The organism is Streptomyces daghestanicus, from assembly GCF_020521275.1.
GTDB classification, from domain to species: Bacteria; Actinomycetota; Actinomycetes; order Streptomycetales; family Streptomycetaceae; genus Streptomyces; species Streptomyces griseoviridis.
Genome location: NZ_BNDX01000011.1, coordinates 313,568 through 335,625 on the forward strand (window position 1 = coordinate 313,568; position 22,058 = coordinate 335,625).

Genomic DNA, 22,058 nt, shown 5'->3' on the forward strand with positions numbered 1-22,058 from the left:
GGGGGCCCGAACGTGACGATTCTGGAGAACATCCGGGGACCACGCGACCTCAAGGCGCTGTCCGAGGCCGAACTCGGCGAACTGTCCGAGGAGATACGCGCGTTCCTGGTGCACGCGGTCGCCAGGACCGGCGGTCACCTCGGGCCCAATCTGGGGGTGGTCGAACTCACCGTCGCCCTGCACCGGGTCTTCGAGTCACCGGTCGACCGCATCCTGTGGGACACCGGCCACCAGAGCTACGTACACAAGCTCCTCACGGGGCGTCAGGACTTCTCCAAACTGCGCGGGAAGGGCGGCCTGTCCGGCTACCCCTCACGGGAGGAGTCCGAGCACGACGTCATCGAGAACAGCCACGCCTCCACCGCGCTCGGCTGGGCCGACGGCCTCGCCAAGGCCCGCGACGTGCAAGGGGAGGAGAGCCATGTCGTCGCCGTCATCGGCGACGGCGCGCTCACCGGCGGCATGGCCTGGGAGGCGCTCAACAACATCGCCGCCGCCAAGGACCGGCCGCTGATCATCGTCGTCAACGACAACGAGCGGTCCTACGCGCCCACCATCGGCGGCCTCGCCCATCACCTCGCCGCCCTGCGCACCACCGACGGCTACGAGAAGATGCTCGCCTGGGGCAAGGACGTGCTCCAGCGCACCCCCGTCGTCGGCAACACCGTCTACGAGGCACTGCACGGCGCCAAGAAGGGTTTCAAGGACGCCTTCGCCCCCCAGGGCCTCTTCGAGGATCTCGGACTGAAGTACGTGGGCCCGGTCGACGGGCACGACATCGGGGCCGTCGAGTCGGCGCTGCGGCGCGCGAAACGCTTCCACGGGCCCGTCCTCGTCCACGTCCTCACCGAGAAGGGCCGCGGCTACGAACCCGCCCTCGCCCACGAGGAGGACCACTTCCACGCCGTGGGCGCGATGGACCCCCTCACCTGCGCGCCGCTCGGCCCGGCCGGCGGGCCGTCGTGGACCTCGGTGTTCGGCGACGAGATCGTGCGGATCGCCGAAGAACGCGCGGACATCGTGGCGATCACGGCGGCCATGCTGCACCCGGTGGGCCTCGGGACGTTCGCCGAGCGGTTCCCCGACCGCGTCTGGGACGTCGGCATCGCCGAACAGCACGCCGCCGTCTCCGCGGCCGGCCTCGCCACCGGCGGGGTGCACCCGGTCGTCGCCGTCTACGCCACCTTCCTCAACCGCGCCTTCGACCAGGTGCTCATGGACGTCGCCCTGCACAAGTGCGGCGTCACCTTCGTCCTGGACCGGGCCGGTGTCACCGGCACCGACGGCGCCTCCCACAACGGCATGTGGGACCTGTCGGTCCTCCAGGTCGTCCCCGGTCTGCGCATCGCCGCCCCGCGCGACGCCGAGCAGCTCCGCGCCCAGCTCCGTGAGGCCGTCGCCGTGGACGACGCGCCGACCCTGCTGCGCTTCCCCAAGGAGTCGGTGGGTCCCGTCGTACCCGCGGTGGACCGCATCGGAGGACTGGACGTCCTGCACGCCACGGACGCGCCCGAGGTGCTGCTCGTCGCCGTCGGCGTGATGGCGCCGGTCTGCCTGAAGGCGGCCGAACTGCTGGAGGCCCGCGGCATCGCCTGCACCGTCGTCGACCCCCGCTGGGTCAAACCCGTCGACCCCGCCCTGCCGCCGCTGGCCGCCCGGCACCGGCTGGTGGCCGTCGTCGAGGACAACAGCCGCGCGGCCGGCGTCGGATCGGCGGTCGCGCTCGCCCTGTCGGACGCCGAAGTCGACGTACCCGTACGGCGGTTCGGCATCCCGGAGCAGTTCCTCGCGCACGCCAAGCGGGCCGAGGTGCTCGCCGACATCGGCCTCACCCCGGTCGAGATCGCCGGCCGGATCGGCGCGAGCCTGGCCGTCACGTCAGTCCAAGGAGAGAACTGAATGACCAAGGGGTTCGACCTCGGCGCGCTGCTGGCCGAGCGCGGGGCCGAGCGGTACGAGCTGCACACCCGGCACCTCAACCACCAGCTCCCGCGCATGCTGCGCACCATCGGCTTCGACCGGGTCTACGAGCGCGCCGAGGGCGCGTACTTCTTCGACGCGGACGGCAACGACTACCTCGACATGCTCGCCGGGTTCGGGGTGATGGGCCTGGGCCGCCACCACCCCGTCGTCCGGCAGGCGCTGCACGACGTCCTCGACGCCGGCCTCGCCGACCTGACCCGCTTCGACTGCCAGCCGCTGCCCGGCCTGCTCGCCGAGAAGCTGCTGTCGTACAGCCCGCACCTGGACCGGGTCTTCTTCAGCAACAGCGGGACGGAGGCGGTGGAGACCGCGCTGAAGTTCGCCCGGTTCGCCACCGGCAGGCCGCGCGTCCTCTACTGCGATCACGCCTTCCACGGGCTGACCACCGGTTCCCTGTCGGTCAACGGCGAGGGCGGCTTCCGGGACGGTTTCGCGCCGCTGCTGCCGGACACGCCGGTGCCGCTCGGCGACCTCGACGCACTCGCCCGCGAACTGAGGAAGGGCGACGTCGCCGCCCTGATCGTCGAGCCGATCCAGGGCAAGGGCGTGAACGAGGCGCCGCCCGGCTATCTGCGGGCCGCGCAGGAACTGCTCCACCGGCACAAGGCGCTGCTCATCGCCGACGAGGTGCAGACCGGCCTCGGCCGCACCGGCGACTTCTACGCCTACCAGCACGAGGCCGGGGTCGAACCGGACCTGGTGTGCGTGGCCAAGGCCCTCTCCGGCGGGTACGTGCCCGTCGGCGCCACCCTCGGCAAGGACTGGATCTTCAAGAAGGTCTACTCCTCGATGGACCGGGTGCTGGTGCACTCGGCCAGCTTCGGGGCGAACGCGCAGGCCATGGCGGCCGGCCTCGCCGTCCTGCACGTCATGGACGACGAGCGGATCGTCGAGAACGCCCGGACCACCGGTGACCTGCTGCGCTCCCGGCTCGCGGCGCTGATCGACAAGTACGAACTGCTCGCCGACGTACGCGGCCGGGGGCTGATGGTCGGCATCGAGTTCGGCCGGCCCGAGGCGCTGAGGCTGCGCAGCCGCTGGGCCATGCTCCAGGCCGCCCGCAAGGGCCTGTTCGCACAGATGGTCGTGGTTCCGCTGCTCCAGCGGCACCGCATCCTCACCCAGGTCTCGGGCGATCACCTGGAGGTCATCAAGCTCATCCCGCCGCTGATCGTGGGGGAGCGGGAGGTGGACCGGTTCGTGGACGCGTTCACCGAGGTCATGGACGACGCCCACAACGGCGGCGGACTGATGTGGGACTTCGGCAAGACCCTGGTGAAACAGGCGGTGGCCCACCGCTGAGGCCGTTTTTTGCCTGTGGGGCAAGAAATTTGCCCCACAGGCAAGGGTGCGGCTGAATGGAGGGCATGAGCCCCTCGGAAGCCCCGGAACCCGGGGTGGCGGAGCTGCCCGCCGTGGCGCCCCAGCTCCGCGCCCTGCGCCGCCGCGCCTCCCTCACCCTGGAGACCGCGGCCCGCGCCGCCGGGCTGTCCCCGGCCCACCTCTCCCGGCTGGAGACCGGGCAGCGCCAGCCCTCGCTGCCGATGCTGCTGGCCCTCGCCCGTATCTACGGTACGACGGTCTCCGAGCTGCTCGGCGAGACCGCCGTCGAACGGGACGCCGTGATCCGCGCCGCCGACATGGAGCCGACCGCCGCGGGCGGCTGGACCTACTGGCAGGCCGGCGCGTCCGGCCGCGGCATGCAGGCCCTCAGGGTCCAGGTACCGCACGGCTCCCAGGGCGACATCGTGCGCGTGCACCCCGGCGAGGAGTGGCTCCACGTCCTCGCCGGGCGGCTGCGGCTGCGCCTCGGGGACGGCACCCACCTGCTCACCCGCGGCGACAGCGCGCACTTCGACTCGCTGACCCCGCACCGCATCGCCGCGGCGGACCCCGACGGGGTCGAGCTGCTGTTCGTCCACACCCTGCTGCAGAGCCCCACGGCCACGCTGTGCCTGGGGCCCCTCACCGGAGGCACGCCATGAGTGACATCGAGGAGAAGTTCCCCCGCGCCCTGTGGGTGCGGCTCATCGTCTACATCGCCGTCGGCCATGTCTTCGCGGCCTTCGTCTACCTGCTCTTCGAGGTCGGCGCGAAGTAGCCGGACTCAGTCGAGCAGACGGTCGCGCAGCCGCTCCCGGGTGGCCGGGGTGATCCGCAGACCCCGCTCCAGGTAGGTGTCGACGTCGCCCCAGGTCCGCTCGATCGTCTCGAAGGCCGCCGTCAGGTACTCGGCGCGCGCGTCGAACAGGGGACTGAGCAGCTCCATGACCTCGGGGGAGTAGGCCGAGGCGGCGGAGCCGCTGCGCTTCACCTTGTAGCGGCGGTGTTTCTCGTTGGACTTCAGGTAGTCCTCGACGATGGCCTCCCGCTCCACGCCCAGGGCGAGCAGGGTCACCGCGATCGACAGGCCCGCGCGGTCCTTGCCGGCCGCGCAGTGCATCAGGGCGGGGACACTGTCCTCGGCGAGCGCGTGCAGCACCCGCGAGTGCTCGTCGGTGCGGTCCGTGACGATCGAGCGGTACGACGCGATCATCCGGCCCGCGCCCTTGCCGTCGGCGAGGATCTCCCGCAGCTGGTCGAGGTCGCCGTCGCGGACCATCTTCCAGAACTCGGCGCCGTCGGCGGGGTCGGACAGCGGCAGGTTCACATTGCGCACGCCCGGCAGGGACACGTCGGGGCCTTCGAGCTTCTGGTCGGCTGCGTTGCGGAAGTCGAAGACGGTGTGCAGGCCGAGGCCCGTCAGGAACGCGGCGTCCTCGGCGGTCGCGTGGGCGAGGTGGCCGCTGCGGAACAGCACCCCGAACCGCACCCGCCGCCCGTCCACGGTGGGCAGGCCGCCCACGTCACGGAAATTGCGTACTCCGGCCAGCTCGGGCTCCGTCGACGGGACCTGCTGCGTCACGAGGACTCCTCCCACTCGGTGCCGCTGCCGCTGCTCGGCGGCGGGCACAGCCGACGATACGGCATTTCCCCGCTCCGAGGGGTCGCTATTGCCCCTTCGTGTAACGTCTGTTGCATCTGTCCGAATTGACGGTTTCTTTCCAACTCGGCCTGTAATAAAAGTCGCTGGTGAATGACCGCGTGAGCAGCGTCATATCCGTGACGGTGCGTCGCGCCGCATGTCCATGTAATCGAGGTGCTTTTCAAGGGCGTTTGCCCTCGCCGGCCTTTTCACCGTCGACGCAGGGTGACGGATCTTTCCCTCAATGGATCAAGGGAAACGCCTTTACCGGAAACCCCGCGCTTGTCGCTGTGCGACCTGGTCCCTTACGTTCACCTCCGATCCGGACGGACGCCTAATCCTGCCGCCGACCGGAGACCGCACCCACTCACCACCCGTATTCGGCAGGAGCGGGGGACCCACAGGTACACCGCCTGTTCCGGTTCCCGGAACAGGCTAGGGGTAAAGCCGCGCCATTCGGCGCGGCCGGGCATCTCCAGTCCGCACCCGACAGCTCACCTCGCAGGCGCCGGAGAGGAATTCGACATGCCCGCGAAGAGTAAGCACCGCCGTACCAAGACCCAGCGTCTGACCCGCACCCTGGCCGTCGCCGGCACCGGTGGCGCCGCGCTCGCGCTGCCGCTCATGGGCGCCGCCGGGGCCCACGCGGCTCCCGCCCAGTCCGCCACCGTGTCGGCCCCCGCTTCCGCGCAGGCCGCCCAGAAGGCCACGTACACCGTGGTGGCCGGCGACTCCCTCGCGAAGATCGCCGACGACCAGCACGTCAGCGGCGGCTGGAAGAAGCTCTACGCCGACAACCGGAACGCCGTCGGCGACGACCCGTCGCTGATCCGTCCCGGCCTCAAGCTCACCCTCACCCTCGGCGGCAAGGCGGCGGGCACGGACTCCGCCGAGTCCTCGGGCGCCTCGGCCCGGACGGAGAAGACCGAGAAGACCGAGAAGGTCGAGAAGGCGGAGAAGGCCGAGAAGACGGCCGACACGGCCGCGGTCACCTCGGCCGCCTCCTTCGTGGCTCCCGTGGCGGGCGGCGCCGTCGGCACCCCGTACCACCAGTCGGGCAGCATGTGGTCCAGCGGCTACCACACCGGCACCGACTTCGTCGTCCCCACCGGCACGCCCGTGCAGGCCGTGGGCGCCGGCACGGTCGTCTCCGCCGGCTGGGGCGGCGCGTACGGCAACCAGGTCGTCATCAAGCTCGCCGACGGCCACTACGCCCAGTACGCCCACCTGTCCCAGATCTCCGTCTCCAGCGGCGCCGCCGTCACCGCCGGACAGCAGCTCGGCCTCTCCGGTGCCACCGGCAACGTCACCGGCCCGCACCTGCACTTCGAGATCCGCACCACGCCGGACTACGGCTCGGACATCGACCCGCTGGCCTACCTGCGGTCGCAGGGCGTCACCGTCTGACACCACCAGGACGCCACCCCGCTGCCCGTCGAAGGCCGGACCCCGATCCCCGGGTCCGGCCTTCGACGCCGGCGCCGCAGGGAACGGGCTGCGCTTATTCCTGAGTTGGCCAACACTTTAGGAGTGGCCTTTCTCACCGCCCGTCAACCCCTGCCTACGGTCGCGTAGGTCACATTCGAAGGTGAATCATGGGCCGATGTGGCAGACGATTCGAAGAGTGACGAGAGAGCAGTGATCGGGTCGTACGTGGCCGTGGGTGACAGCTTCACCGAAGGTGTCGGTGACCCCGGCCCCGACGGGGCGTTCGTCGGCTGGGCCGACCGCCTCGCCGTCCTGCTCGCGGACCGGCGGCCCGAGGGCGACTTCACGTACACCAACCTCGCCGTACGCGGAAAGCTGCTCGACCAGATCGTGGCAGACCAGGTGCCCCAGGCCGTCGGCCTCAAACCGGACCTGGTCTCCTTCTGTGCGGGCGGCAACGACATCATCCGGCCCGGCACCGATCCGGACGAGGTGGCGGAGCGGTTCGAGCGGGCGGTGGCGGCGCTCGCCGCGGCGGCTGGCACGGTCCTGGTGACGACCGGCTTCGACACCCGGCGGGTGCCCGTGCTGAAACACCTGCGCGGCAAGATCGCCACGTACAACGGGCATGTGCGGGCCGTCGCCGACCGCTACGGCTGCCCGGTGCTCGACCTGTGGTCGCTGCGCAGCGTGCAGGACCGCCGGGCCTGGGACACCGACCGGCTGCACCTCTCGCCCGAGGGGCACACGCGCGTGGCGCTGCGCGCCGGACAGGCCCTCGGCCTGCCGGTGCCGGCCGACCCCGAGCAGCCCTGGCCGCCGCTGCCGCCGCGCGGCACCTTCGACATCCGCCGGGACGACGTGCAGTGGGCGCGGGAGCACCTGGTGCCGTGGATCGGGCGCCGGCTGCGCGGTGAGTCCTCCGGCGACCATGTGATGGCCAAGGGGACGCTGTCGGCGGACGACATCAGGATGCGGATCGCGCCGGTCGCCTGAGGCGTTCCCGTGGGCCTCAGGGGGACTCCTGGGGCCTTGTGCGCGGGTGAGTTCCCCGGGGCGGCCCGCGCCGGCCGCTGCCCGGGAGGCCCTCCGGGGCGGTGTCGGCCGGACGACCGGCGGCGGAGACCGCTGTCACACCGGACGACCATAATGAAGGTCTGTCCTACTCCACCTGGAGGTACCGTGGCCGGTTTCCGTTCCCGCAGCTCAGGGCTGTACGCGCTGCGGCCCGAAGCGTTCGGCGCGGACCCGAGCGGCGAGCGCATGGCGCGCATCCGCAGATCCCCGCACTTCGCGGACGGCGTCTTCCAGAACCCGGGAGGCCCCGCCCGCACCCGGCCCTCCGGCTCGACGGCGCAGTTCGCCAAGAACTACCTCGACCGTGCGGCACGGACCCTCCGGGCTCCCGCCGCGCCGATCCCCGTCCACCCCACCACCGTCGCCGACCTGGCCCGCCCGCCGGCCACCGGCCTCCGTCTGACCTGGGCCGGACACTCCAGTGTGCTGGCCGAGATAGACGGACAGCGGGTGCTGTTCGACCCGGTGTGGGGCGAGCGCTGCTCCCCGTTCCCCTTCGCCGGCCCCAGGCGACTGCACCCGGTGCCGCTGCCGCTGGCCGCCCTCGGCCCGGTCGACGTCGTCGTCATCTCCCACGACCACTACGACCACCTGGACCTGCCCACCATCAAGGCCCTGGCAGGCACGGACACCCTCTTCGCCGTGCCCCTCGGCGTCGGCGCCCACTTGGAGCGCTGGGGAGTGCCCGCGGACCGGATGCGCGAGCTGGACTGGCACGAGGAGACGAAGGTCGGCGGCCTCACCCTGACCGCCACACCCGCCCGCCACTTCTGCGGCCGGGCCCTGCGCAACACCCAGCACACCCTCTGGGCCTCCTGGGTGGCCGCCGGCCCGGACCACCGCGTCTACCACAGCGGCGACACCGGCTACTTCACCGGCTTCCAGGAGATCGGCGCCGCGCACGGCCCGTTCGACGCCACGATGATCCAGGTGGGCGCGTACTCGGAGTTCTGGCCCGACATCCACATGACCCCAGAGGAGGGCGTCCGCGCCCACCTCGACCTCCAGGGCGGCCGGCCGGGCGGTGCCCTGCTGCCCATCCACTGGGGCACGTTCAACCTGGCGCCGCACGCGTGGGCGGAGCCGGGGGAGTGGATGAAGGACGCGGCCGAGGAGGAGGGCCAGGCGGTGGCCTTCCCACGGCCGGGCGAGCCGTTCGAGCCGACGGGGGAGCTGCCGGTGGAGCCGTGGTGGCGGGCGGTGTCCGGCCCGCTCGCGCGTCCGTGGCGGCGGCCCGGCATCGCGGAGAGCATGGCCGGCACGAGCAAGGGGGATCTCGACCTCGCGGGCGAGCGGTGACGGACGGACTGCCGGCAGGAGGACCTGGGACCGGCGCCCCCTGACCAGGACGCGCCGCCCGCGGCGCGTCCTGGCGGCAACCCGCCGTCCACCGTGGCGAGTCCGACGTACCCGTGATGGTCGGAGATCCCGGGGCCGGCCGCCGAGCCGGGGACGCCCCGTCCCCGACCGTCTGGAGTGGACGCCCTGGAAGGGGGCCGGCCCTGGCCCGGAGATCCTCGGTGACATCACCGGCAGGCGCGTCCTGGACATCGGCTCCGGAACCGGCCATCACGCGGCCCACCTCTCCCGCGTCCACCTCTCCCGCGTCCACGGCGCCCGCGTCACGGCCGTCGAGCTGTCACCCACCCAGCACGAACGCGCCACCAGCGCCCACGCCGGTAGGAAGACCCGCCCCTGACGACCCGGATGTGGGTGCTGGCCCCCGAGGTGTGGACGGAACTGCGCACCACGTACGGCTTCGACGCCGAGGTCGTCGAACTCCTGCACCACCCCGAGGAGCCCGAGGAGAACGCGCCGGTCGGGCAGCAGTTCCTCCGAGCCCGCCGCCCGGCCGCCCCGCGCACGCCTTGCCGGCCGGCCCCGCACCACCCGGCCCCCGACACCGCACGCGGCCGTCGGCGTCGGTGTGATCGTCCTCGACACCCGGGACGCCGGTCACCGCGTGCTCCTCGGCCGTCACCGCCGCGGCATCCTCGAACTTCCCGGCGGGACCGTGGAGGCCGGGGAATCCCCGCGAGAGACCGGGGTCCGCGGACTGGCCGAGGAGACCGGCCTGTCCGCGCGTCCCGACGAGGTCCGGCTCCTGGGCACGCTCGCCGGCCACGTCGAGGACGTCGTACGGGTCACCGTCGGCGCCGTGGTCAGCATCTGGCGGGGCCGGCCCGCCACGCGGCCGGGTGAGAGCGTCGGGGACTGGGCTTGGTACCCCCTCCACCGGCTGCCGGGCGGCCTCTACGAGTGCAGCGCCCAGGTCCCCACCGCCTGGCGCCCCGGCCTCCCCGTCGACCCCCCGGCCCACTTCACGCCCTACGCCACGACCACGGCCCCCGGAAGCGGGGTCAGTCTCCCTCGGCGTGGGCCCGGGCCCGCCGGCCCGCGACGTAGGGCCGGTCGCCGCGCGCGGCGCTCCCGCCCGTGACCTGGGCGAGCAGGGCGAGCGCGGTTGCGGACGGTGAGTCCGGCTCTGTGGTGGCGACCACGACCGAGGGGCCTCGTGCGCTGCTCAGGGTCTGCTGGGTGACGGTCAGCGGCCCGACCAGCGGATGGCGCATCTCGTAGGTGCCGTCGGCGCAGGCCCTGACCCGGTGGTCGGCCCACATCGAGGCGAATTCGGCGCTTTTGGCGGAGAGTTCGCCCAGGAGCGCGTGGAGTGCCGCGTCCTCCGGGTGCTGGGCCGCGACCACGCGCAGATGGCCGACCATGGCCCTGGCCTTGCCCGGCCAGTCCGCGTACAGGTCACGGACGTGGCCGTCGAGGAACACCAGCCGGGCCATGGCGGGCCGCTGCGCCGGCCGGCCTGGGGCGGCGAAGTCCAGGTGCCCGGCGAACAGCGCGTGGCCCGGCCGGTTCCACGCCAGTACGTCGGTGCGCCGGCCGAGCACGATCGCGGGCACGTGGCCCAGTACGTCCAGGAGCTGGCGGGTGGCGTCCGGCACCCGTTCCGGCGCCGGACGCCTGCCCGGGGTGCGCCGCCTGCCCGCACGGGCCAGGTCGTGCAGGTACCGCCGCTCGGACTCGTCCAGCCGCAGCGCCCCGGCGATCGCGTCCAGCACCTCGGGCGACGCGCTGGGCGACTGCCCCTGTTCCAGCCGCGTGTAGTAGGACGTGCTCACTCCCGCGAGCAGGGCCAGTTCCTCGCGCCGCAGCCCCGGGACGCGCCGGCGCTCCCCGTAGGTGGGTACGCCGACGTCCTCCGGGCGCAGTCGCGAGCGCCGCGTGTGCAGGAAGTCTCCGAGCTGCGTCTTTCCGTCCATGGCTCCGAGTATGGGCCGCCCCGCGGCGCCCAGCCTGCCCCAGTCGTGGACAGGCAAGGGCGGGTCTGGTTCCGCGCCCGCGTCCCCGGTGGGGTGGGAGGCCCCGAGTAATCCGAGGAAGGACAGACACTCATGGAACAGATCATCCTCGGTGACGTCTCCGTCACCCGGGTACGGGAGTACTTCGGTCCCGTCGGCATGACACCCGGGACCTTCTTCCCGGACAGCTCGAAGGACGTATGGGAAGCCGGCCGCGACTGGCTGGCCCCGCACTTCCTGGACGCCGGGACCGGCATCGTCCATTCCGCGATCCAGACCTGGCTGCTGCGCAGCGAGGGCAGGACGATCCTCGTCGACACCGGCGTGGGCAACCACAAGGAGCGCCCCTACGCCCCGGTCTGGAGCCACCTGGAGACGGACTTCCTGGCCGGCCTCGCCCGCGCCGGTGTCCGGCCCGAGGACGTGGACATCGTGATCAACACGCACCTCCACGTCGACCACGTCGGCTGGAACACGTACCTGGACGGTCGGCAGTGGGTCCCCACCTTCCCCAACGCCACCTACCTGATGCCCAAGGACGACTTCGACTTCTGGAATCCCGGGAACGGCCACCGGCCACTCCTCGGCCGCGGCAACCAGAACGTCTTCGAGGACAGCGTGGCCCCCGTCCACCGGGCCGGCCTGACCCGGCTGTGGGAGGGCAGCCACCGGATCGACGCGAACCTGCGCCTGGACGCGGCCCCCGGGCACACCCCCGGCTCCTCCGTGCTCACCCTCACCTCCGGCACGGACCGCGCGGTGTTCGTCGGCGACCTGCTGCACAGCCCCGTACAGATCCTGGAGCCGGACGTCAACAGCTGCTTCTGCGAGGACCCCGCCGAAGCCCGTGCCACCCGCCGCGAGGTGCTGGGCCGGGCCGCCGACACCCACGCCCTCGTCTTCCCGGCCCACCTGGGCGGCCACGGCGCCGCCGAGGTCGTACGCGACGGAAACGCCTTCGCCGTCAAGGACTGGGCGCCCTTCACCCCGTACACCGAGCAGCACTGACACCGCGGAAAGGCCCGACCGATGAACCACCACCACCCCGCACCCGTCGTGACCACCGCGCAGGGAGCCGTCCGCGGCCTGCGCCAGGACGACGGCACCGCCGTCTTCCTCGGCATCCCCTACGCCGCCCCGCCCCGCGGGGCCGGCCGGTTCGCCCCGCCCCGGCCGCACGACCCTTGGGACGGCGTACGGGACGCCACGGTCCCCGGGCCCAACGCGCCGCAGTCCGAACGCAGGCTGGGCGTCCTCGACATGACCCCCTACTTCGGCACCGGCTGGAGCCGTGGCGAGGACTATCTCACCGTCGATGTCCGGACGCCTTCCACGGGGCGCGGCGGCCTGCCGGTCATGGTGTTCGTGCACGGCGGCGGCTTCGTCGCCGGTTCGACACGCTCCGCGCTGTACGACGGGTCCGCCTTCGCCCGCGACGGCGTGGTCCTCGTCACGCTCAACTACCGGCTCGGCATCGCCGGTTTCCTCGACCTGCCCGGGGCGCCCGCCAACCGGGGACTGCTCGACGTCCTCGGGGCGCTGCGCTGGGTCCGGGAGAACATCGCCGGCTTCGGCGGCGACCCGGACAACGTCACGCTGTTCGGCCAGTCGGCCGGAGCCACCCTCGTCGGGGGCGCCCTCGCCCGGCCCGAGGCCGCCGGACTGTTCCGCAGGGCGATCGTGCAGAGCGGGAACGGCAGGGGCGCGTTCACCACCGAGCAGGCCGCCCGCGTCACCACCGCCGCCGCCGAGCTGCTGGGCGTCGCGCCGCACGCCGGCGCTTTCGCGGACATCCCCGACGAGCGTCTGGTGTGGGCTGCCGCCCGGCTCGCCGGCATCGACCTGCGGACCGCCACCCACCACGACCCGCTGCTCGGCCTCAGCCCTTTCGGCCTGGTCCTGGACACCCAGCCCGCCGAAGCCGTCGCCGCCGGACACGGCTCCGACGTCGACCTGCTCATCGGGACCACCACCGAGGAGGGCCGTCTCTACCTGGTCCCCGTGGACCGGTACGCCTCCTCGACCGCCGAGGACGTGGACGACACGGCGGCGCGCGCGCACCCGGACCCCGCGCGGCTCGTCCGGACGTACCGGACGACCCGTCCCGGGGCGTCCGACGGCGAGCTGCGCTCCGCCATCCTGGGCGACGCCCTGTTCGGCGCGGGCACCCGCGCCCTGGCCGCCGCCCACGCCGCCCACCCCGGGTCCGGGACCTACGCGTACGAGTTCGCCTGGCGCTCACGGGCACTGGACGGCGAACTCGGCGCCGCCCACGGGGTCGAGCTGCCCTTCGTCTTCGATCTCGCGCACCTGCCGCGGCTGTTCGGCCCCGCCGCCCTGCTCGGCCCCGGCCGGCCCCCGGCCGATCTCGCGGGCCGCGTGCACGGCGCCTGGGTCCGGTTCGCCGCCACCGGCGACCCCGGCTGGGACCCGTACGACACCGACCGCAGGACCACGATGCGCATCGGCGCCGAGTGGACCCCGATCGACGATCCGCGCAGCCGGGAACGACGGGCCTGGAACTGATGACCGCCCCGCCGCCACCGAGGGGAGTACGGTGTCGCCGTCCGGTCTTGCCACTCACCCACTCGGCCGGTCAGGGCGGTTCCGGACGGAAGGAGGCACACCGTGCCGACGATGCCGGTGCGCCGAACCCCCGAGGCGGTGGCGGCATGAACACGGTCGTGGCCCAGGGCATCAGCACCGGGCGGCTGGATCTGCTGCCGCTGCGCGTCGGACACGCGGCGGAGATGGCCGCGGTGCTCTCCGACCCGGCCCTGCACCGCTTCACCGGCGGCACTCCGGACACCCCGCAGGCCCTGCGCTCGCGCTACCGGCGCATGACCGCGGGCTCTCCCGACCCGGCCGTCACCTGGCTGAACTGGGTCGTACGGCTCCGCGCGGAGTCCTGCCTGACGGGCACCGTCCAGGCGACGGTCACCCCCTCCGACGACGGGCCCGTCGCCGAGGTCGCCTGGGTGGTGGGGACCCCGTGGCAAGGGCGGGGCATCGCCACCGAAGCGGCCCGCGGACTCGTCGACTGGCTCGGCCGGCAGCCGGTGCGCAGCGTCATCGCCCACATCCGTCCAGGCCATCGGGCCTCCGCCGCCGTCGCCACCGCCGCCGGGCTCACGCCCACCGACGCCTGGCACGACGGCGAGATCCGATGGCACCGGGACAGCCGACCATGACGTCGACGACGAGCGGGTCTTCGCCGGTACCGGCGCGGGTGCGGCAGGGGCCCGTCCAGGACACCTCGGCGCGGAGGGAGGCCCCGTCCGCGCCCGGTGTCGTCGGTGTCGCGGTGCGCGTCAGCAGGTGCGGCCGACGTAGTGGGCGCCCTGGATCTTGGAGGCCGAGCCGAGCCAGGTCCGGCCGGGGCCGACACAGCGCTCGTAGTCGGATGCGCCGGCGACCCGGACCTTGATGACGACGCGGGAGCCGTCCGAGGTGCAGTGGTTGTAGTAGGCGTCGGCGCTCGTCTCGTAGAAGCCGCACGGGTCGGCGGCCGAGGGGGTCGCGGTGACGGCCACGACGCCGAGGGACATGGCCGCGAGGGCGGCGGCGGAGGCGACGGTGCTGGTCACACGGTGGCGGATGCGCACAAGGACTCCTTGAACGGGTCAGGAACGGGACGGCGACACCGGGACGTGAACGTGGAGCGGTCCCGTACCGGACGTCGGTTCCGACCTTCGCAGCCCGGCCCCGGTCCGCAGGGGCAAACGGGATACGTTCACCCGGATAGGTAGAAATGCCCTCAGGGGTGCGGCGCCCTGGGGCACCGGGGACGGCCCGGCGCTTCGTGCCGTGCGGGTGTGAACCGCGCGAGACCGGTTAAGCGGCTGGAATGAGCAGTTTTGGAAGAGCCACGCCCAGTGAGGGCGGGTTCCCCGCCACGGTGCCGGCGGTGAGCGCGTCCCCCATGCAGCCACGGCGGGACGGCGAGGGAAGCCTCGCGCACGTGGTGGAAACGCTGCTGGACAAGGGCCTGGTGCTGAACGCCGACATCATGGTCTCGGTCGCCGGGGTCGAACTGCTGGGCATCCGGTTGCGCGCGGCCCTCGCCTCGTTCGAGACGGCGGCCCGCTACGGACTGGAGTTCCCCTCGGGCACGGACACGGAGACCGCCGCGTGGCGTGAGACCCGGGAGGAGAAGGAGACCTGCCCGTCCTGCGGAAAGCGGGCGCCCGTCGAGCAGTTGCTCGACCAGTGGTGCCCCTGGTGCGGCTGGCGCAGCGCCCAGGCGCGGTTGCGGGAGAGCGGTTCCGAGCCTCCCGCCCTGACGGGCCGTCAGGGCGAGGGGGAGGCCGGGCCGGACAGTTCCGGGGAGCCCGTACGCGAGGAAGCCCCAGCCGGACGGGAGGCCGAGCCGCGTGGTGAGTGACCGGTCCCCGATGCGGCCCACCCGGGAGCCGCGGGTGACCCTGGACGACCTGGTGGAGGTCCTGCTCAACAAGGGCGCGGTCCTGCACCTCGACCTCATCGTCGCCGTCGCCGACATCCCCCTGATCGGCGTCTCCGTCCGCGCGGCCGTCGCGGGGATGGAGACGATGCTGGAGTACGGCATGATGCGGCACTGGGACGAGGCCACCCGCGCCTGGGCGGAGCGTTCCGTCGCCCGCCGCGCCCTCGACCTGCGTGAGGGCGAGCGGGTCCTGAGCAGGATGGCCGGCGGCCACCTGCTGACCGGCGGCGTCTACCACGGCTGGCGGCCCGGCACGGTCTACCTCACCGACCAGCGCCTCGTCGTGCTGCGCGACGAGCCCCGGGAGATCCTGTGGCAGGCCGAGCTGGACGCCGTACGGCAGGTGCGGCTGAAACCGGAGCGGACGGTCGGCGGCGAGGAGCGGCTGCGGCTGGAGGTGGCGCTGGCGGACGGGCGGCGCGAACTGCTCTCGGCCAGGGAGCCCGAGACCCTGCACGACCTGCTCTCCCGGTCCGGCGCCGGACGCCTCGCGCCCGGCGCCGCCGCAGGCGAGGAGCCTGCGGTCGCCGAAGGGCACCTGTGGTACGAGGAACCGCGCAGGTCGGGGCCGTTGTGGCGGGGCGGCCGGGCACGGCTCACCGCGAGCCGGCTGACGTGGAAGTCGCCCGTGGACGCCCGGCCCGCGCTGGTGCTGCCCCTCACGGACCTGGCCGAGGTGGGCCGGGCGCCCGGGTACGGCCCCGCCGGGGAGGGGAGCGTGCTGGTGCTGCGCACCGGCGCCGGCGACGAACTCCGGGTCGCCGCCGACGACCCGGCCCGGTGGGTCCGGTGGCTGGAGTCCGCCCGTCCCGTGGCGGCGGCCGGATGAGCGCCACGGGGAGGGACCGGATGAGCGCCGCGGGGAGGGACCGGATGAGCGCCGCTGGGGGAGACCGGCCGGGTGCCGGTGGGAGAGAAGCGTCGAGCGGCGCGGACAGGGTCCCGTCGCGCGCCGCCACGGAAGAACGGGTCGTACGGCAACAGGAGGAGAAGGCGAGGACGACATGCCGCTGACCGTCGACGAGAAGAGCCTCAAGCACGGGGTGCTGTCCCTCGTGGTCACCTTGGTCGAGGTCATCCAGGAGGCCCTGGACCGTCAGGCGATGCGCCGCATCGAGGGCGGCGACCTGACCCCGGAGGAGGCCGAACGCCTCGCCGAGGCCCTGCTCGACCTGGACGAGGCGATGGAGCAGATCAAGGAGGACCACGGCATCGTCGGCTCCGTCGCCGACCTGCACCGCGGGCTGGACGACGTGGTCGACGACGTCGTGGACAAGCTGGTCAACCCGAGCCGCTGGGCGGAGGAGGCCGGCCGATGACGCAGCACACCGCGCTCTACGTGTACGCCCTGCTCCCCGGTCGGCCGGACGCCGCCGACGGCGTCACCGGACTCGACGGGCGCCCGCTGCGCCTGGTGGCCGTCCCCGGCACCGGCGTCACCGCGCTGGTGCACGACGCGGCGCCGGAGCCCTTCCAGGGCGACGACGACCGGGTCCGCCGCTGGGTGGCCCAGCAGAGCGAGGCGGTCACCACGGTGTGGGAGCGCACCGGCAGCCTGCTGCCGATGACCTTCAACGTCCTGGTCGCCGACGACCCCGCGACCGGCCGGAGCGCCGAGCAGCGCCTGGGGGAGTGGATCAGGGAACAGGCGGACGACGTCGAGAACCAGCTGCGGGCCCTCGCCGGGCGGTGTGAGCTGCGGGTGGAGATCGCCCTGGACCGCGCGGCCGTCGCCGGTCAGGCGGGCCCGGCGGAGGCCGGGGACGAGACCCGGTTGTCACCCGGCATGCGGCGGCTGCTGGCCAAGCAGCGCGAGCAGCGCGAGAAGAACGCGGCCGGCCGGCTCGCCGACACCCTGCACGCGGACCTCCGCCGCCGGCTGCTCTCCGTCGCCGAGGACCTCCGCGACCGGGGGACGACCGGGGGCGCCGACGAGACCGCCGTGCTGTCCGCGTCCCTGCTGGTCAGGCAGGAGGACGTCGACGCCGTCGGCCTGGTCCTCAGCGAAGCGCAGGCCCGTCGGCCCGCCCTGCGCATCCGCTTCCTCGGGCCCTGGCCGCCGTACTCATTCGCCGAGATCCGGCCGCGGGAGCAGACGGAGAACGCGGTGTCCTGACGCCTGGGGAGGCGGGAATGCGGGGGCGGGCCACCGCGTTGGTGCAGTCGTGATCGGCGGGAAGGGCTCCGCGGGACCGGGAGCCGCCCACCGCCCGCGCGGCCACCGCGTGGACGCCGGACCCGCTGTGATCCCCCCGCCGGGAATGCGGGACCCGGCGCCGGCGTTGCACCGCATGTATGACATGTCCGAGTCAATCGACTCGGGCGGAGGCGTAAGGAGCACCCCATGGCACGCGGCACCACGCGTCCGGTCGTCAGGCTGACGTCCACGGCCGGCACCGGTGTCACCTATGTGACCCGCAAGAACCGTCTGAACGACCCCGACCGGCTGGTCCTGCGCAAGTACGACCCGGTCGTCGGCGGGCACGTCCTCTTCCGCGAGGCGCGCTGAGGCACCCCGCGCGCGCCCGTTTCCACCGCCCGCCCCCCTCGCGCAGCACTCCGCCGTCCGCACGGCGGAGGTCTCAGGAAGGAGCTCGTCCCATGAGGTCCGGTATCCACCCCGTCTCCCGCCCGGTCGTCTTCCGCGACCGCACCGCGGGGTTCCAGCTGCTCACCCGTTCCACGCTCGACGCGCACGAGACCGTCGAATGGGCGGACGGAGCCACCTATCCGGTGGTCGACGTCGAGATCTCCTCGGCGAGCCACCCGTTCTACACCGGCCGCTCGCGCGTCGTGGACACGGCGGGGCGGGTGGAGCGCTTCGAGCGGCGCTACGGCGCCGCCGCCCCGGCCCGCTCCTGACGCGGCCGGCCCCTGTTCCACCTCCGGGAAGGAGACCGCGATGAAGGTGCGCAACTCCCTGCGCTCGATGAAGGCCAGGCCGGGCGCCCAGGTGGTGCGCCGGCGCGGCGTCACCTACGTGATCAACAAGAAGGAGCCGCGCAACAAGGCCCGCCAGGGCTGACGCGGCGCGGGCGGACGGGCCGGCACCACTCGGTGCCGGCCCGTCCGTGGTCACCGGGCCGGCCGGCCCAGGCCCGGCGTCTGCGGCGTGAACCGGACGACAGGCCGCGTTCCCCGACCGGCTGGACTGGTACGACCACCACCGGTCCCACACCGGCATCGACGGCCGCGCACCCGCCGGCCGCGTCACCGACCTGCCGGGACAACACACCTGGAGCCACAGGTCGTGGGGGACCGGGCCGGTCCGCGCGGTGGTGTGCGGCACGCGCGGGAACTCCGCGTGCGGCGCGTGTCCGGCCGCCGCCACGACCAGCGTGTGGTGGCCGGGCCGCAGCCCCGTCGACGCGGTAGCGTCCCGAACGGAACGGACCCGCCGCCACCCGCTTGCCCCGGGCGTCGATCACCGTGACCCGTCCGGCACACCCGGCGGGGTGCGCGGACACCGGACGGTTCCGGTGACGACGATCCCACCGTGCGGCATCCCGGCGTCCGCCGGACGACCCCGGGGCTCCTCGGCGCACGGCCCACGGCCGACCCGCCCACGGCCCCGTCCCGTACGGCCTCCCTCCCAGGTGCGGCCTCCCTCCCAGGTACGGCCTCCCCCTCCCGCACGCCCGCACCCACTGCGGCTCCGTCCCGTACGGCGTCCCTGTACGCCCGCCGCGGTGCCGGCCCGCGCGCGCCGGGCCGGCACCGGCACCGTACCGCCCACTGATCCACCAGGGCCCGTGCCCGGCGCTCCATCGGGGACCGCGCCGCCTCGCCGGGGGCGGCGCTGTGCACGGCGAGCCCGCACCGCTCCGCTCATCCGGCCAGGGTCTCGTCCAGCGCGGCCAGTTCCCGCAGGGCCCGGCGCGGCCGGGCGGCCCGGCGTAGACGTGGCCGGTGCCGAGGGCGTCGCCTTCGGTGCCGTGTCCGTCGGCGCGGTGCCTGGGCTGCTCAACTGGCCTCCGTGTCCCTTGCGTTCATCGCGTTCGTCAAAGCGGTGGGTGCCGCACGGGCGGCGCCGACGGCCGGCTCGGAGTCGTCGACGCCGGCGTCCGGGCCCCGCGGCGGGGCGGCGGCCATCAGCCGGCGCCCCCGTTCGAGCAGGTCCCGGCCGGCCGGGGTCAGGGACGCCTCGGCCACGCGCCGGTCGGCCGCCGAGCGCTCCAGGGTGGCCGGCCGCCGCCCGTGTGCGCGGTGAGCGCGGTCACCCGCCGGGGGCCGTCCTCCAGCGCGTCCGGTACGGCCACCTGGCTGCGGTTCGGCCCGAAGTCACCGGTGCGGAAGAGTGCCTGCGCCGGCCGTCCGACGCCTCTGAGGCAGACCCCGGGCGGCGCATTCGATGCGCTGCTCGTCCGTGAGTGCCGCCGGTCCGGTGGGGAACGGCGATTGATGCAGGTAGCAAACATATAGAGGTCAAGAGCCCGGCAGAGCCATGTGCGTGCAAAATGCCCGCCCTGGGTAGAGGTCCCTCCGGTCGCGTGAAGCGACAAATCCGTAATCAGTGAGTAAAAGCACACGAACTGGAATCAGGAGGGTCAGATGTCCTCGAAGCGACGCCGCAAGAAGAAGTCCCGCCGCAAGAACGGCGCCAACCACGGCAAGCGTCCGCAGAGCTGACGGCGCGCACTCCGCGTACAGGGGCGGGCGGCCCCGGTCGCCCGCCCCTGCGCACTCCTCACGAGGTAACCGACAGTGACTGTTCTCGATCGCTTCCGACCGTTCTCCCGCTTCTCTCGAACGGTCGCCTCACCGGCTTATCGGTCTGTCGTACGAAGGCTCATACCAGAGCGGGACGAAGTCCGGGGGACTTCCCCAACTGCCTCTCACGCGTGAGGCGCAGGCGACTACCGTGAGTGTCCGTCGGGCGACACGGGCCGGGTCCGCGGTCCGCTCGGCCGGCACCGCGATGGCGCCTGCCCGCGTGGCGCACCACCCGCGAGCACCCCGCCCAAGACGGACCCGTACCCGAGGACACCGATGTCTCACCTCCGCGCCCCGGCCGCGCGCGCCGACCGCCGTGAAGGCGGGCGGCACGGCCGGCCGGCCGCCCGCACCGATCCCGCGCTGCCCGAGACCCCGATACGGTCGCAGCTGCTGCGGCTCGCCGTGCTGCCGCCCGTCGCGGTCGCCCTCGGCGCGTCCGCGGCCGTCCTGTTCACCGTCCGGTCCGCCGGCGCCCGCCCGGCCCCCGCGCTCTGGGCGGTCCTGGCCGGGGCGGCCTCGGTGACCGTGGCCGCCGTCGTCATCGCCGGCGTCGCCGCCGACCGCGCGGCCCGCACCGTGGGCGAACGGCTCGGCGCGCTGCGCCGCGCCACCGCCCGCGGCGAGGCCGAACTGCGCGACCTGGTCGACACGTTGCGGCGCGGCGAGACCCCGCCCGCGCGCAAGCCGCGCGGCGGACCGCCGGACGACGCCGACGACTTCGAGCTGCTCGCCGCCGACCTCTCCTGCGCCCACGAGGGCGCCGTCACCGCCGTGGTCCGGGCCGCCCGGCTCTCCAGCCAGGCGGGCAGCGAACAGAAACTGGAGGTCTTCGTCAACCTGGCCCGGCGCCTGCAGTCCCTGGTGCACCGGGAGATCTCCCTCCTCGACGAGCTGGAGAACGAGCAGGAGGACCCGGACCTGCTCAAGGGCCTCTTCCACGTCGACCACCTCGCCACCCGCATCCGCCGCCACGCCGAGAACCTCGCCGTGCTCGGCGGCGCCGTCTCCCGCCGCCAGTGGAGCAACCCCGTCCCCATGACCGAGGTGCTGCGCTCGGCCATCGCCGAGGTCGAGCAGTACTCACGGGTCCGGCTGGTCCCGCCCGTCGACGGCACGCTGCGCGGCCACGCCGTCGCCGACGTCATCCACCTGCTGGCCGAACTCGTGGAGAACGCCACGGTCTTCTCCGCCCCCGACACCCAGGTGCTGCTGCGCGCCGACCTGGTCACCGCCGGGCTCGCCGTCGAGGTCGAGGACCGCGGGCTCGGCATGCCGGTGACCGAACAGCAGCGGATGAACGCCCTGCTCGCCGACCCCGACCAGGTCAACGTCGCCCGGCTGCTCGCGGACGGCCGCATCGGACTCTTCGTCGTCTCCCAGCTCGCCAAGCGGCACGGCATCGGCGTCCGCCTCCAGACCAACATCTACGGCGGTGTCCAGGCCGTCCTGATCGTGCCGCAGGCCCTGCTGGGCACGGCACCGGACACCGCGGCGGCCCCGGCGCCGGCCCCGCCCGCCGGTTCCACCGGCCCCACCGCTCCCGCCGGCGGTGACCTCTCCGCCGTACCGGCGCGGCCCGCCACCGGCCCGGCGCCCCCGCCGTCCCCGGCGGCGGCCCCTCCCGTGCCCCGGGCCGATCCGGCCGCCCGCCCCGGCGCCCCCGACCCGCTGCCCGTGCGCGGTGCCCACCGGGCGTCCCGGCCCCTCATCGCCGAGGCGGTGCCCGGCATCCGCCCCGACGACCGGCACCTGGTCGCCGAGCACACCGCCGAGCCGCCCGTCCCGCGCCACGGCGCCGTGCGCGGCACCATGGAGAAGCCGGGACTGCCCCGCCGCCGCTCCCAGGAGCACCTGGTGCCGCAACTGCGCGAGCAGCCCGCGCCCCGCCAGGACACCGACCGGCCCGTCGGCCACGACCCCGGCCTGATGGCCGCCTTCCAGCGCGGCGTCGGCCTCGCCGAGGCCCAGCAGCTTCTCGAACAGGACGCCGGCCCGCCGCCCCGCCCGCCCGAGGGCACCGGGAACGTGATCCGTATGACCGAGGCCCGGTCCGCGCACCCGCCCACGCTCCCGCGGCGGCCCGACGGGCGCGCGCCGGCCGGATGACCAG

Annotated in this window: 24 protein-coding genes and 1 riboswitch; of the genes, 20 read left to right on the forward strand and 4 right to left on the reverse strand. The window is 73.7% G+C overall.

Annotated elements, in window-relative coordinates:
- Positions 1-12: 12 nt before the first annotated feature.
- The 4 genes from dxs to Sdagh_RS23735 all read left to right on the forward strand — a co-directional run bounded on the left by dxs (position 13) and on the right by Sdagh_RS23735 (position 4,084).
- Positions 13-1,899 carry a 1-deoxy-D-xylulose-5-phosphate synthase gene (gene dxs / locus Sdagh_RS23720; protein ID WP_189415739.1) on the forward strand — a complete coding sequence of 629 codons (1,887 nt, stop codon included), beginning with the start codon at positions 13-15 and terminating at the stop codon, positions 1,897-1,899.
- Positions 1,900-3,285: an aspartate aminotransferase family protein gene (locus Sdagh_RS23725; protein WP_189415741.1), complete on the forward strand. Its 1,386-nt coding sequence runs from the start codon at positions 1,900-1,902 to the stop codon at positions 3,283-3,285.
- A 65-nt stretch (positions 3,286-3,350) separates the two neighbouring features.
- Entirely contained in the window at positions 3,351-3,968 is a 618-nt protein-coding gene (locus tag Sdagh_RS23730; protein WP_189415743.1) for a helix-turn-helix domain-containing protein, read from the forward strand.
- A complete protein-coding gene (locus Sdagh_RS23735; protein ID WP_189415745.1) occupies positions 3,965-4,084 on the forward strand; it encodes a DUF6126 family protein in 120 nt (39 codons plus the stop codon). The genes Sdagh_RS23730 and Sdagh_RS23735 overlap by 4 nt, the downstream gene beginning before the upstream one ends.
- 6 nt (positions 4,085-4,090) lie before the next feature.
- Here the strand turns inward: Sdagh_RS23735 and Sdagh_RS23740 are convergent, their stop codons facing one another.
- Complete coding sequence (locus Sdagh_RS23740; protein WP_189415747.1) at positions 4,091-4,888, reverse strand: tyrosine-protein phosphatase; 798 nt, start codon at positions 4,886-4,888, stop codon at positions 4,091-4,093.
- Positions 4,889-5,309: 421 nt separating this feature from the next.
- Positions 5,310-5,469, forward strand: a riboswitch (cyclic di-AMP (ydaO/yuaA leader).
- 4 nt (positions 5,470-5,473) lie between these two features.
- On the opposite strand from Sdagh_RS23740, the gene Sdagh_RS23745 reads away from it, so the two are divergent.
- The 4 genes from Sdagh_RS23745 (at position 5,474) to Sdagh_RS36720 (ending at position 9,893) form a co-directional block, all read left to right on the forward strand.
- On the forward strand, positions 5,474-6,355 hold the full coding sequence (locus Sdagh_RS23745) for a LysM peptidoglycan-binding domain-containing M23 family metallopeptidase (protein WP_190077077.1): 882 nt from the start codon (positions 5,474-5,476) through the stop codon (positions 6,353-6,355).
- A 231-nt stretch (positions 6,356-6,586) separates the two neighbouring features.
- Complete coding sequence (locus Sdagh_RS23750; protein ID WP_190077110.1) at positions 6,587-7,372, forward strand: SGNH/GDSL hydrolase family protein; 786 nt, start codon at positions 6,587-6,589, stop codon at positions 7,370-7,372.
- A gap of 186 nt (positions 7,373-7,558) precedes the next feature.
- Entirely contained in the window at positions 7,559-8,752 is a 1,194-nt protein-coding gene (locus tag Sdagh_RS23755; protein ID WP_189415752.1) for an MBL fold metallo-hydrolase, read from the forward strand.
- A gap of 664 nt (positions 8,753-9,416) precedes the next feature.
- Positions 9,417-9,893: an NUDIX hydrolase gene (locus Sdagh_RS36720; RefSeq protein WP_308288762.1), complete on the forward strand. Its 477-nt coding sequence runs from the start codon at positions 9,417-9,419 to the stop codon at positions 9,891-9,893.
- Here Sdagh_RS36720 and Sdagh_RS23765 read toward each other — a convergent pair.
- Positions 9,814-10,728, reverse strand: coding sequence for a helix-turn-helix domain-containing protein (locus Sdagh_RS23765; protein WP_190077076.1), 915 nt, complete (start codon positions 10,726-10,728; stop codon positions 9,814-9,816). The two genes, Sdagh_RS36720 and Sdagh_RS23765, sit on opposite strands and share 80 nt — an antisense overlap.
- Before the next feature lie 132 nt (positions 10,729-10,860).
- Between Sdagh_RS23765 and Sdagh_RS23770 the strand changes: the two genes are divergently transcribed.
- The 3 genes from Sdagh_RS23770 (at position 10,861) to Sdagh_RS23780 (ending at position 13,958) form a co-directional block, all read left to right on the forward strand.
- Positions 10,861-11,775, forward strand: coding sequence for an MBL fold metallo-hydrolase (locus tag Sdagh_RS23770; RefSeq protein WP_189415757.1), 915 nt, complete (start codon positions 10,861-10,863; stop codon positions 11,773-11,775).
- A gap of 21 nt (positions 11,776-11,796) precedes the next feature.
- Complete coding sequence (locus tag Sdagh_RS23775) at positions 11,797-13,293, forward strand: carboxylesterase/lipase family protein (RefSeq protein ID WP_190077075.1); 1,497 nt, start codon at positions 11,797-11,799, stop codon at positions 13,291-13,293.
- Between the two features lie 146 nt (positions 13,294-13,439).
- A complete protein-coding gene (locus Sdagh_RS23780; protein WP_190077074.1) occupies positions 13,440-13,958 on the forward strand; it encodes a GNAT family N-acetyltransferase in 519 nt (172 codons plus the stop codon).
- A gap of 120 nt (positions 13,959-14,078) precedes the next feature.
- Here the strand turns inward: Sdagh_RS23780 and Sdagh_RS23785 are convergent, their stop codons facing one another.
- A complete protein-coding gene (locus tag Sdagh_RS23785; protein ID WP_189416243.1) occupies positions 14,079-14,315 on the reverse strand; it encodes a DUF6355 family natural product biosynthesis protein in 237 nt (78 codons plus the stop codon).
- 359 nt (positions 14,316-14,674) lie between these two features.
- On the opposite strand from Sdagh_RS23785, the gene Sdagh_RS36725 reads away from it, so the two are divergent.
- The 7 genes from Sdagh_RS36725 to ykgO all read left to right on the forward strand — a co-directional run bounded on the left by Sdagh_RS36725 (position 14,675) and on the right by ykgO (position 18,257).
- Entirely contained in the window at positions 14,675-15,151 is a 477-nt protein-coding gene (locus tag Sdagh_RS36725) for a gas vesicle protein (RefSeq protein WP_308288760.1), read from the forward strand.
- A gap of 34 nt (positions 15,152-15,185) precedes the next feature.
- Positions 15,186-16,061, forward strand: coding sequence for a gas vesicle protein (locus Sdagh_RS23795; protein ID WP_226535613.1), 876 nt, complete (start codon positions 15,186-15,188; stop codon positions 16,059-16,061).
- A gap of 175 nt (positions 16,062-16,236) precedes the next feature.
- Complete coding sequence (locus tag Sdagh_RS23800; protein WP_189415760.1) at positions 16,237-16,551, forward strand: gas vesicle protein K; 315 nt, start codon at positions 16,237-16,239, stop codon at positions 16,549-16,551.
- Positions 16,548-17,348 carry a GvpL/GvpF family gas vesicle protein gene (locus tag Sdagh_RS23805; protein WP_190009496.1) on the forward strand — a complete coding sequence of 267 codons (801 nt, stop codon included), beginning with the start codon at positions 16,548-16,550 and terminating at the stop codon, positions 17,346-17,348. Before Sdagh_RS23800 ends, Sdagh_RS23805 begins: the two co-directional genes overlap by 4 nt.
- A 228-nt stretch (positions 17,349-17,576) precedes the next feature.
- The gene (rpmG, locus tag Sdagh_RS23810; RefSeq protein WP_189415762.1) at positions 17,577-17,741 is read left to right on the forward strand and encodes a 50S ribosomal protein L33; all 165 of its coding nucleotides are present in this window, start codon (positions 17,577-17,579) and stop codon (positions 17,739-17,741) included.
- A 92-nt stretch (positions 17,742-17,833) separates the two neighbouring features.
- A complete protein-coding gene (locus tag Sdagh_RS23815) occupies positions 17,834-18,094 on the forward strand; it encodes a type B 50S ribosomal protein L31 (protein ID WP_189415764.1) in 261 nt (86 codons plus the stop codon).
- A gap of 40 nt (positions 18,095-18,134) precedes the next feature.
- Positions 18,135-18,257, forward strand: coding sequence for a type B 50S ribosomal protein L36 (gene ykgO, locus Sdagh_RS23820; protein WP_189415765.1), 123 nt, complete (start codon positions 18,135-18,137; stop codon positions 18,255-18,257).
- Positions 18,258-19,195: 938 nt separating this feature from the next.
- Here ykgO and Sdagh_RS23825 read toward each other — a convergent pair.
- On the reverse strand, positions 19,196-19,384 hold the full coding sequence (locus Sdagh_RS23825; RefSeq protein WP_190077073.1) for a hypothetical protein: 189 nt from the start codon (positions 19,382-19,384) through the stop codon (positions 19,196-19,198).
- A 399-nt stretch (positions 19,385-19,783) separates the two neighbouring features.
- On the opposite strand from Sdagh_RS23825, the gene Sdagh_RS37025 reads away from it, so the two are divergent.
- Positions 19,784-19,861 (forward strand): 50S ribosomal protein bL37, encoded by a 78-nt coding sequence (locus Sdagh_RS37025; protein ID WP_370594982.1) that lies wholly within the window; start codon positions 19,784-19,786, stop codon positions 19,859-19,861.
- Positions 19,862-20,221: 360 nt separating this feature from the next.
- On the forward strand, positions 20,222-22,054 hold the full coding sequence (locus tag Sdagh_RS23830; protein WP_226535615.1) for a sensor histidine kinase: 1,833 nt from the start codon (positions 20,222-20,224) through the stop codon (positions 22,052-22,054).
- The last annotated feature ends 4 nt before the right edge of the window (positions 22,055-22,058 follow it).

Coding starts and splice junctions, on each gene's coding strand:
- Sdagh_RS23725 (WP_189415741.1), top strand. CDS start 1,900: ATGACCAAGGGGTTCGACCTCGGCGCGCTGCTGGCCGAGCGCGGGGCC.
- Sdagh_RS23730 (WP_189415743.1), top strand. CDS start 3,351: ATGAGCCCCTCGGAAGCCCCGGAACCCGGGGTGGCGGAGCTGCCCGCC.
- Sdagh_RS23735 (WP_189415745.1), top strand. CDS start 3,965: ATGAGTGACATCGAGGAGAAGTTCCCCCGCGCCCTGTGGGTGCGGCTC.
- Sdagh_RS23745 (WP_190077077.1), top strand. CDS start 5,474: ATGCCCGCGAAGAGTAAGCACCGCCGTACCAAGACCCAGCGTCTGACC.
- Sdagh_RS23765 (WP_190077076.1), bottom strand. CDS start 10,728: ATGGACGGAAAGACGCAGCTCGGAGACTTCCTGCACACGCGGCGCTCG.
- Sdagh_RS23770 (WP_189415757.1), top strand. CDS start 10,861: ATGGAACAGATCATCCTCGGTGACGTCTCCGTCACCCGGGTACGGGAG.
- Sdagh_RS23775 (WP_190077075.1), top strand. CDS start 11,797: ATGAACCACCACCACCCCGCACCCGTCGTGACCACCGCGCAGGGAGCC.
- Sdagh_RS23780 (WP_190077074.1), top strand. CDS start 13,440: ATGAACACGGTCGTGGCCCAGGGCATCAGCACCGGGCGGCTGGATCTG.
- Sdagh_RS23785 (WP_189416243.1), bottom strand. CDS start 14,315: ATGTCCCTCGGCGTCGTGGCCGTCACCGCGACCCCCTCGGCCGCCGAC.
- Sdagh_RS23800 (WP_189415760.1), top strand. CDS start 16,237: ATGCCGCTGACCGTCGACGAGAAGAGCCTCAAGCACGGGGTGCTGTCC.
- Sdagh_RS23805 (WP_190009496.1), top strand. CDS start 16,548: ATGACGCAGCACACCGCGCTCTACGTGTACGCCCTGCTCCCCGGTCGG.
- rpmG (WP_189415762.1), top strand. CDS start 17,577: ATGGCACGCGGCACCACGCGTCCGGTCGTCAGGCTGACGTCCACGGCC.
- Sdagh_RS23815 (WP_189415764.1), top strand. CDS start 17,834: ATGAGGTCCGGTATCCACCCCGTCTCCCGCCCGGTCGTCTTCCGCGAC.
- ykgO (WP_189415765.1), top strand. CDS start 18,135: ATGAAGGTGCGCAACTCCCTGCGCTCGATGAAGGCCAGGCCGGGCGCC.
- Sdagh_RS37025 (WP_370594982.1), top strand. CDS start 19,784: ATGTCCTCGAAGCGACGCCGCAAGAAGAAGTCCCGCCGCAAGAACGGC.
- Sdagh_RS23830 (WP_226535615.1), top strand. CDS start 20,222: ATGTCTCACCTCCGCGCCCCGGCCGCGCGCGCCGACCGCCGTGAAGGC.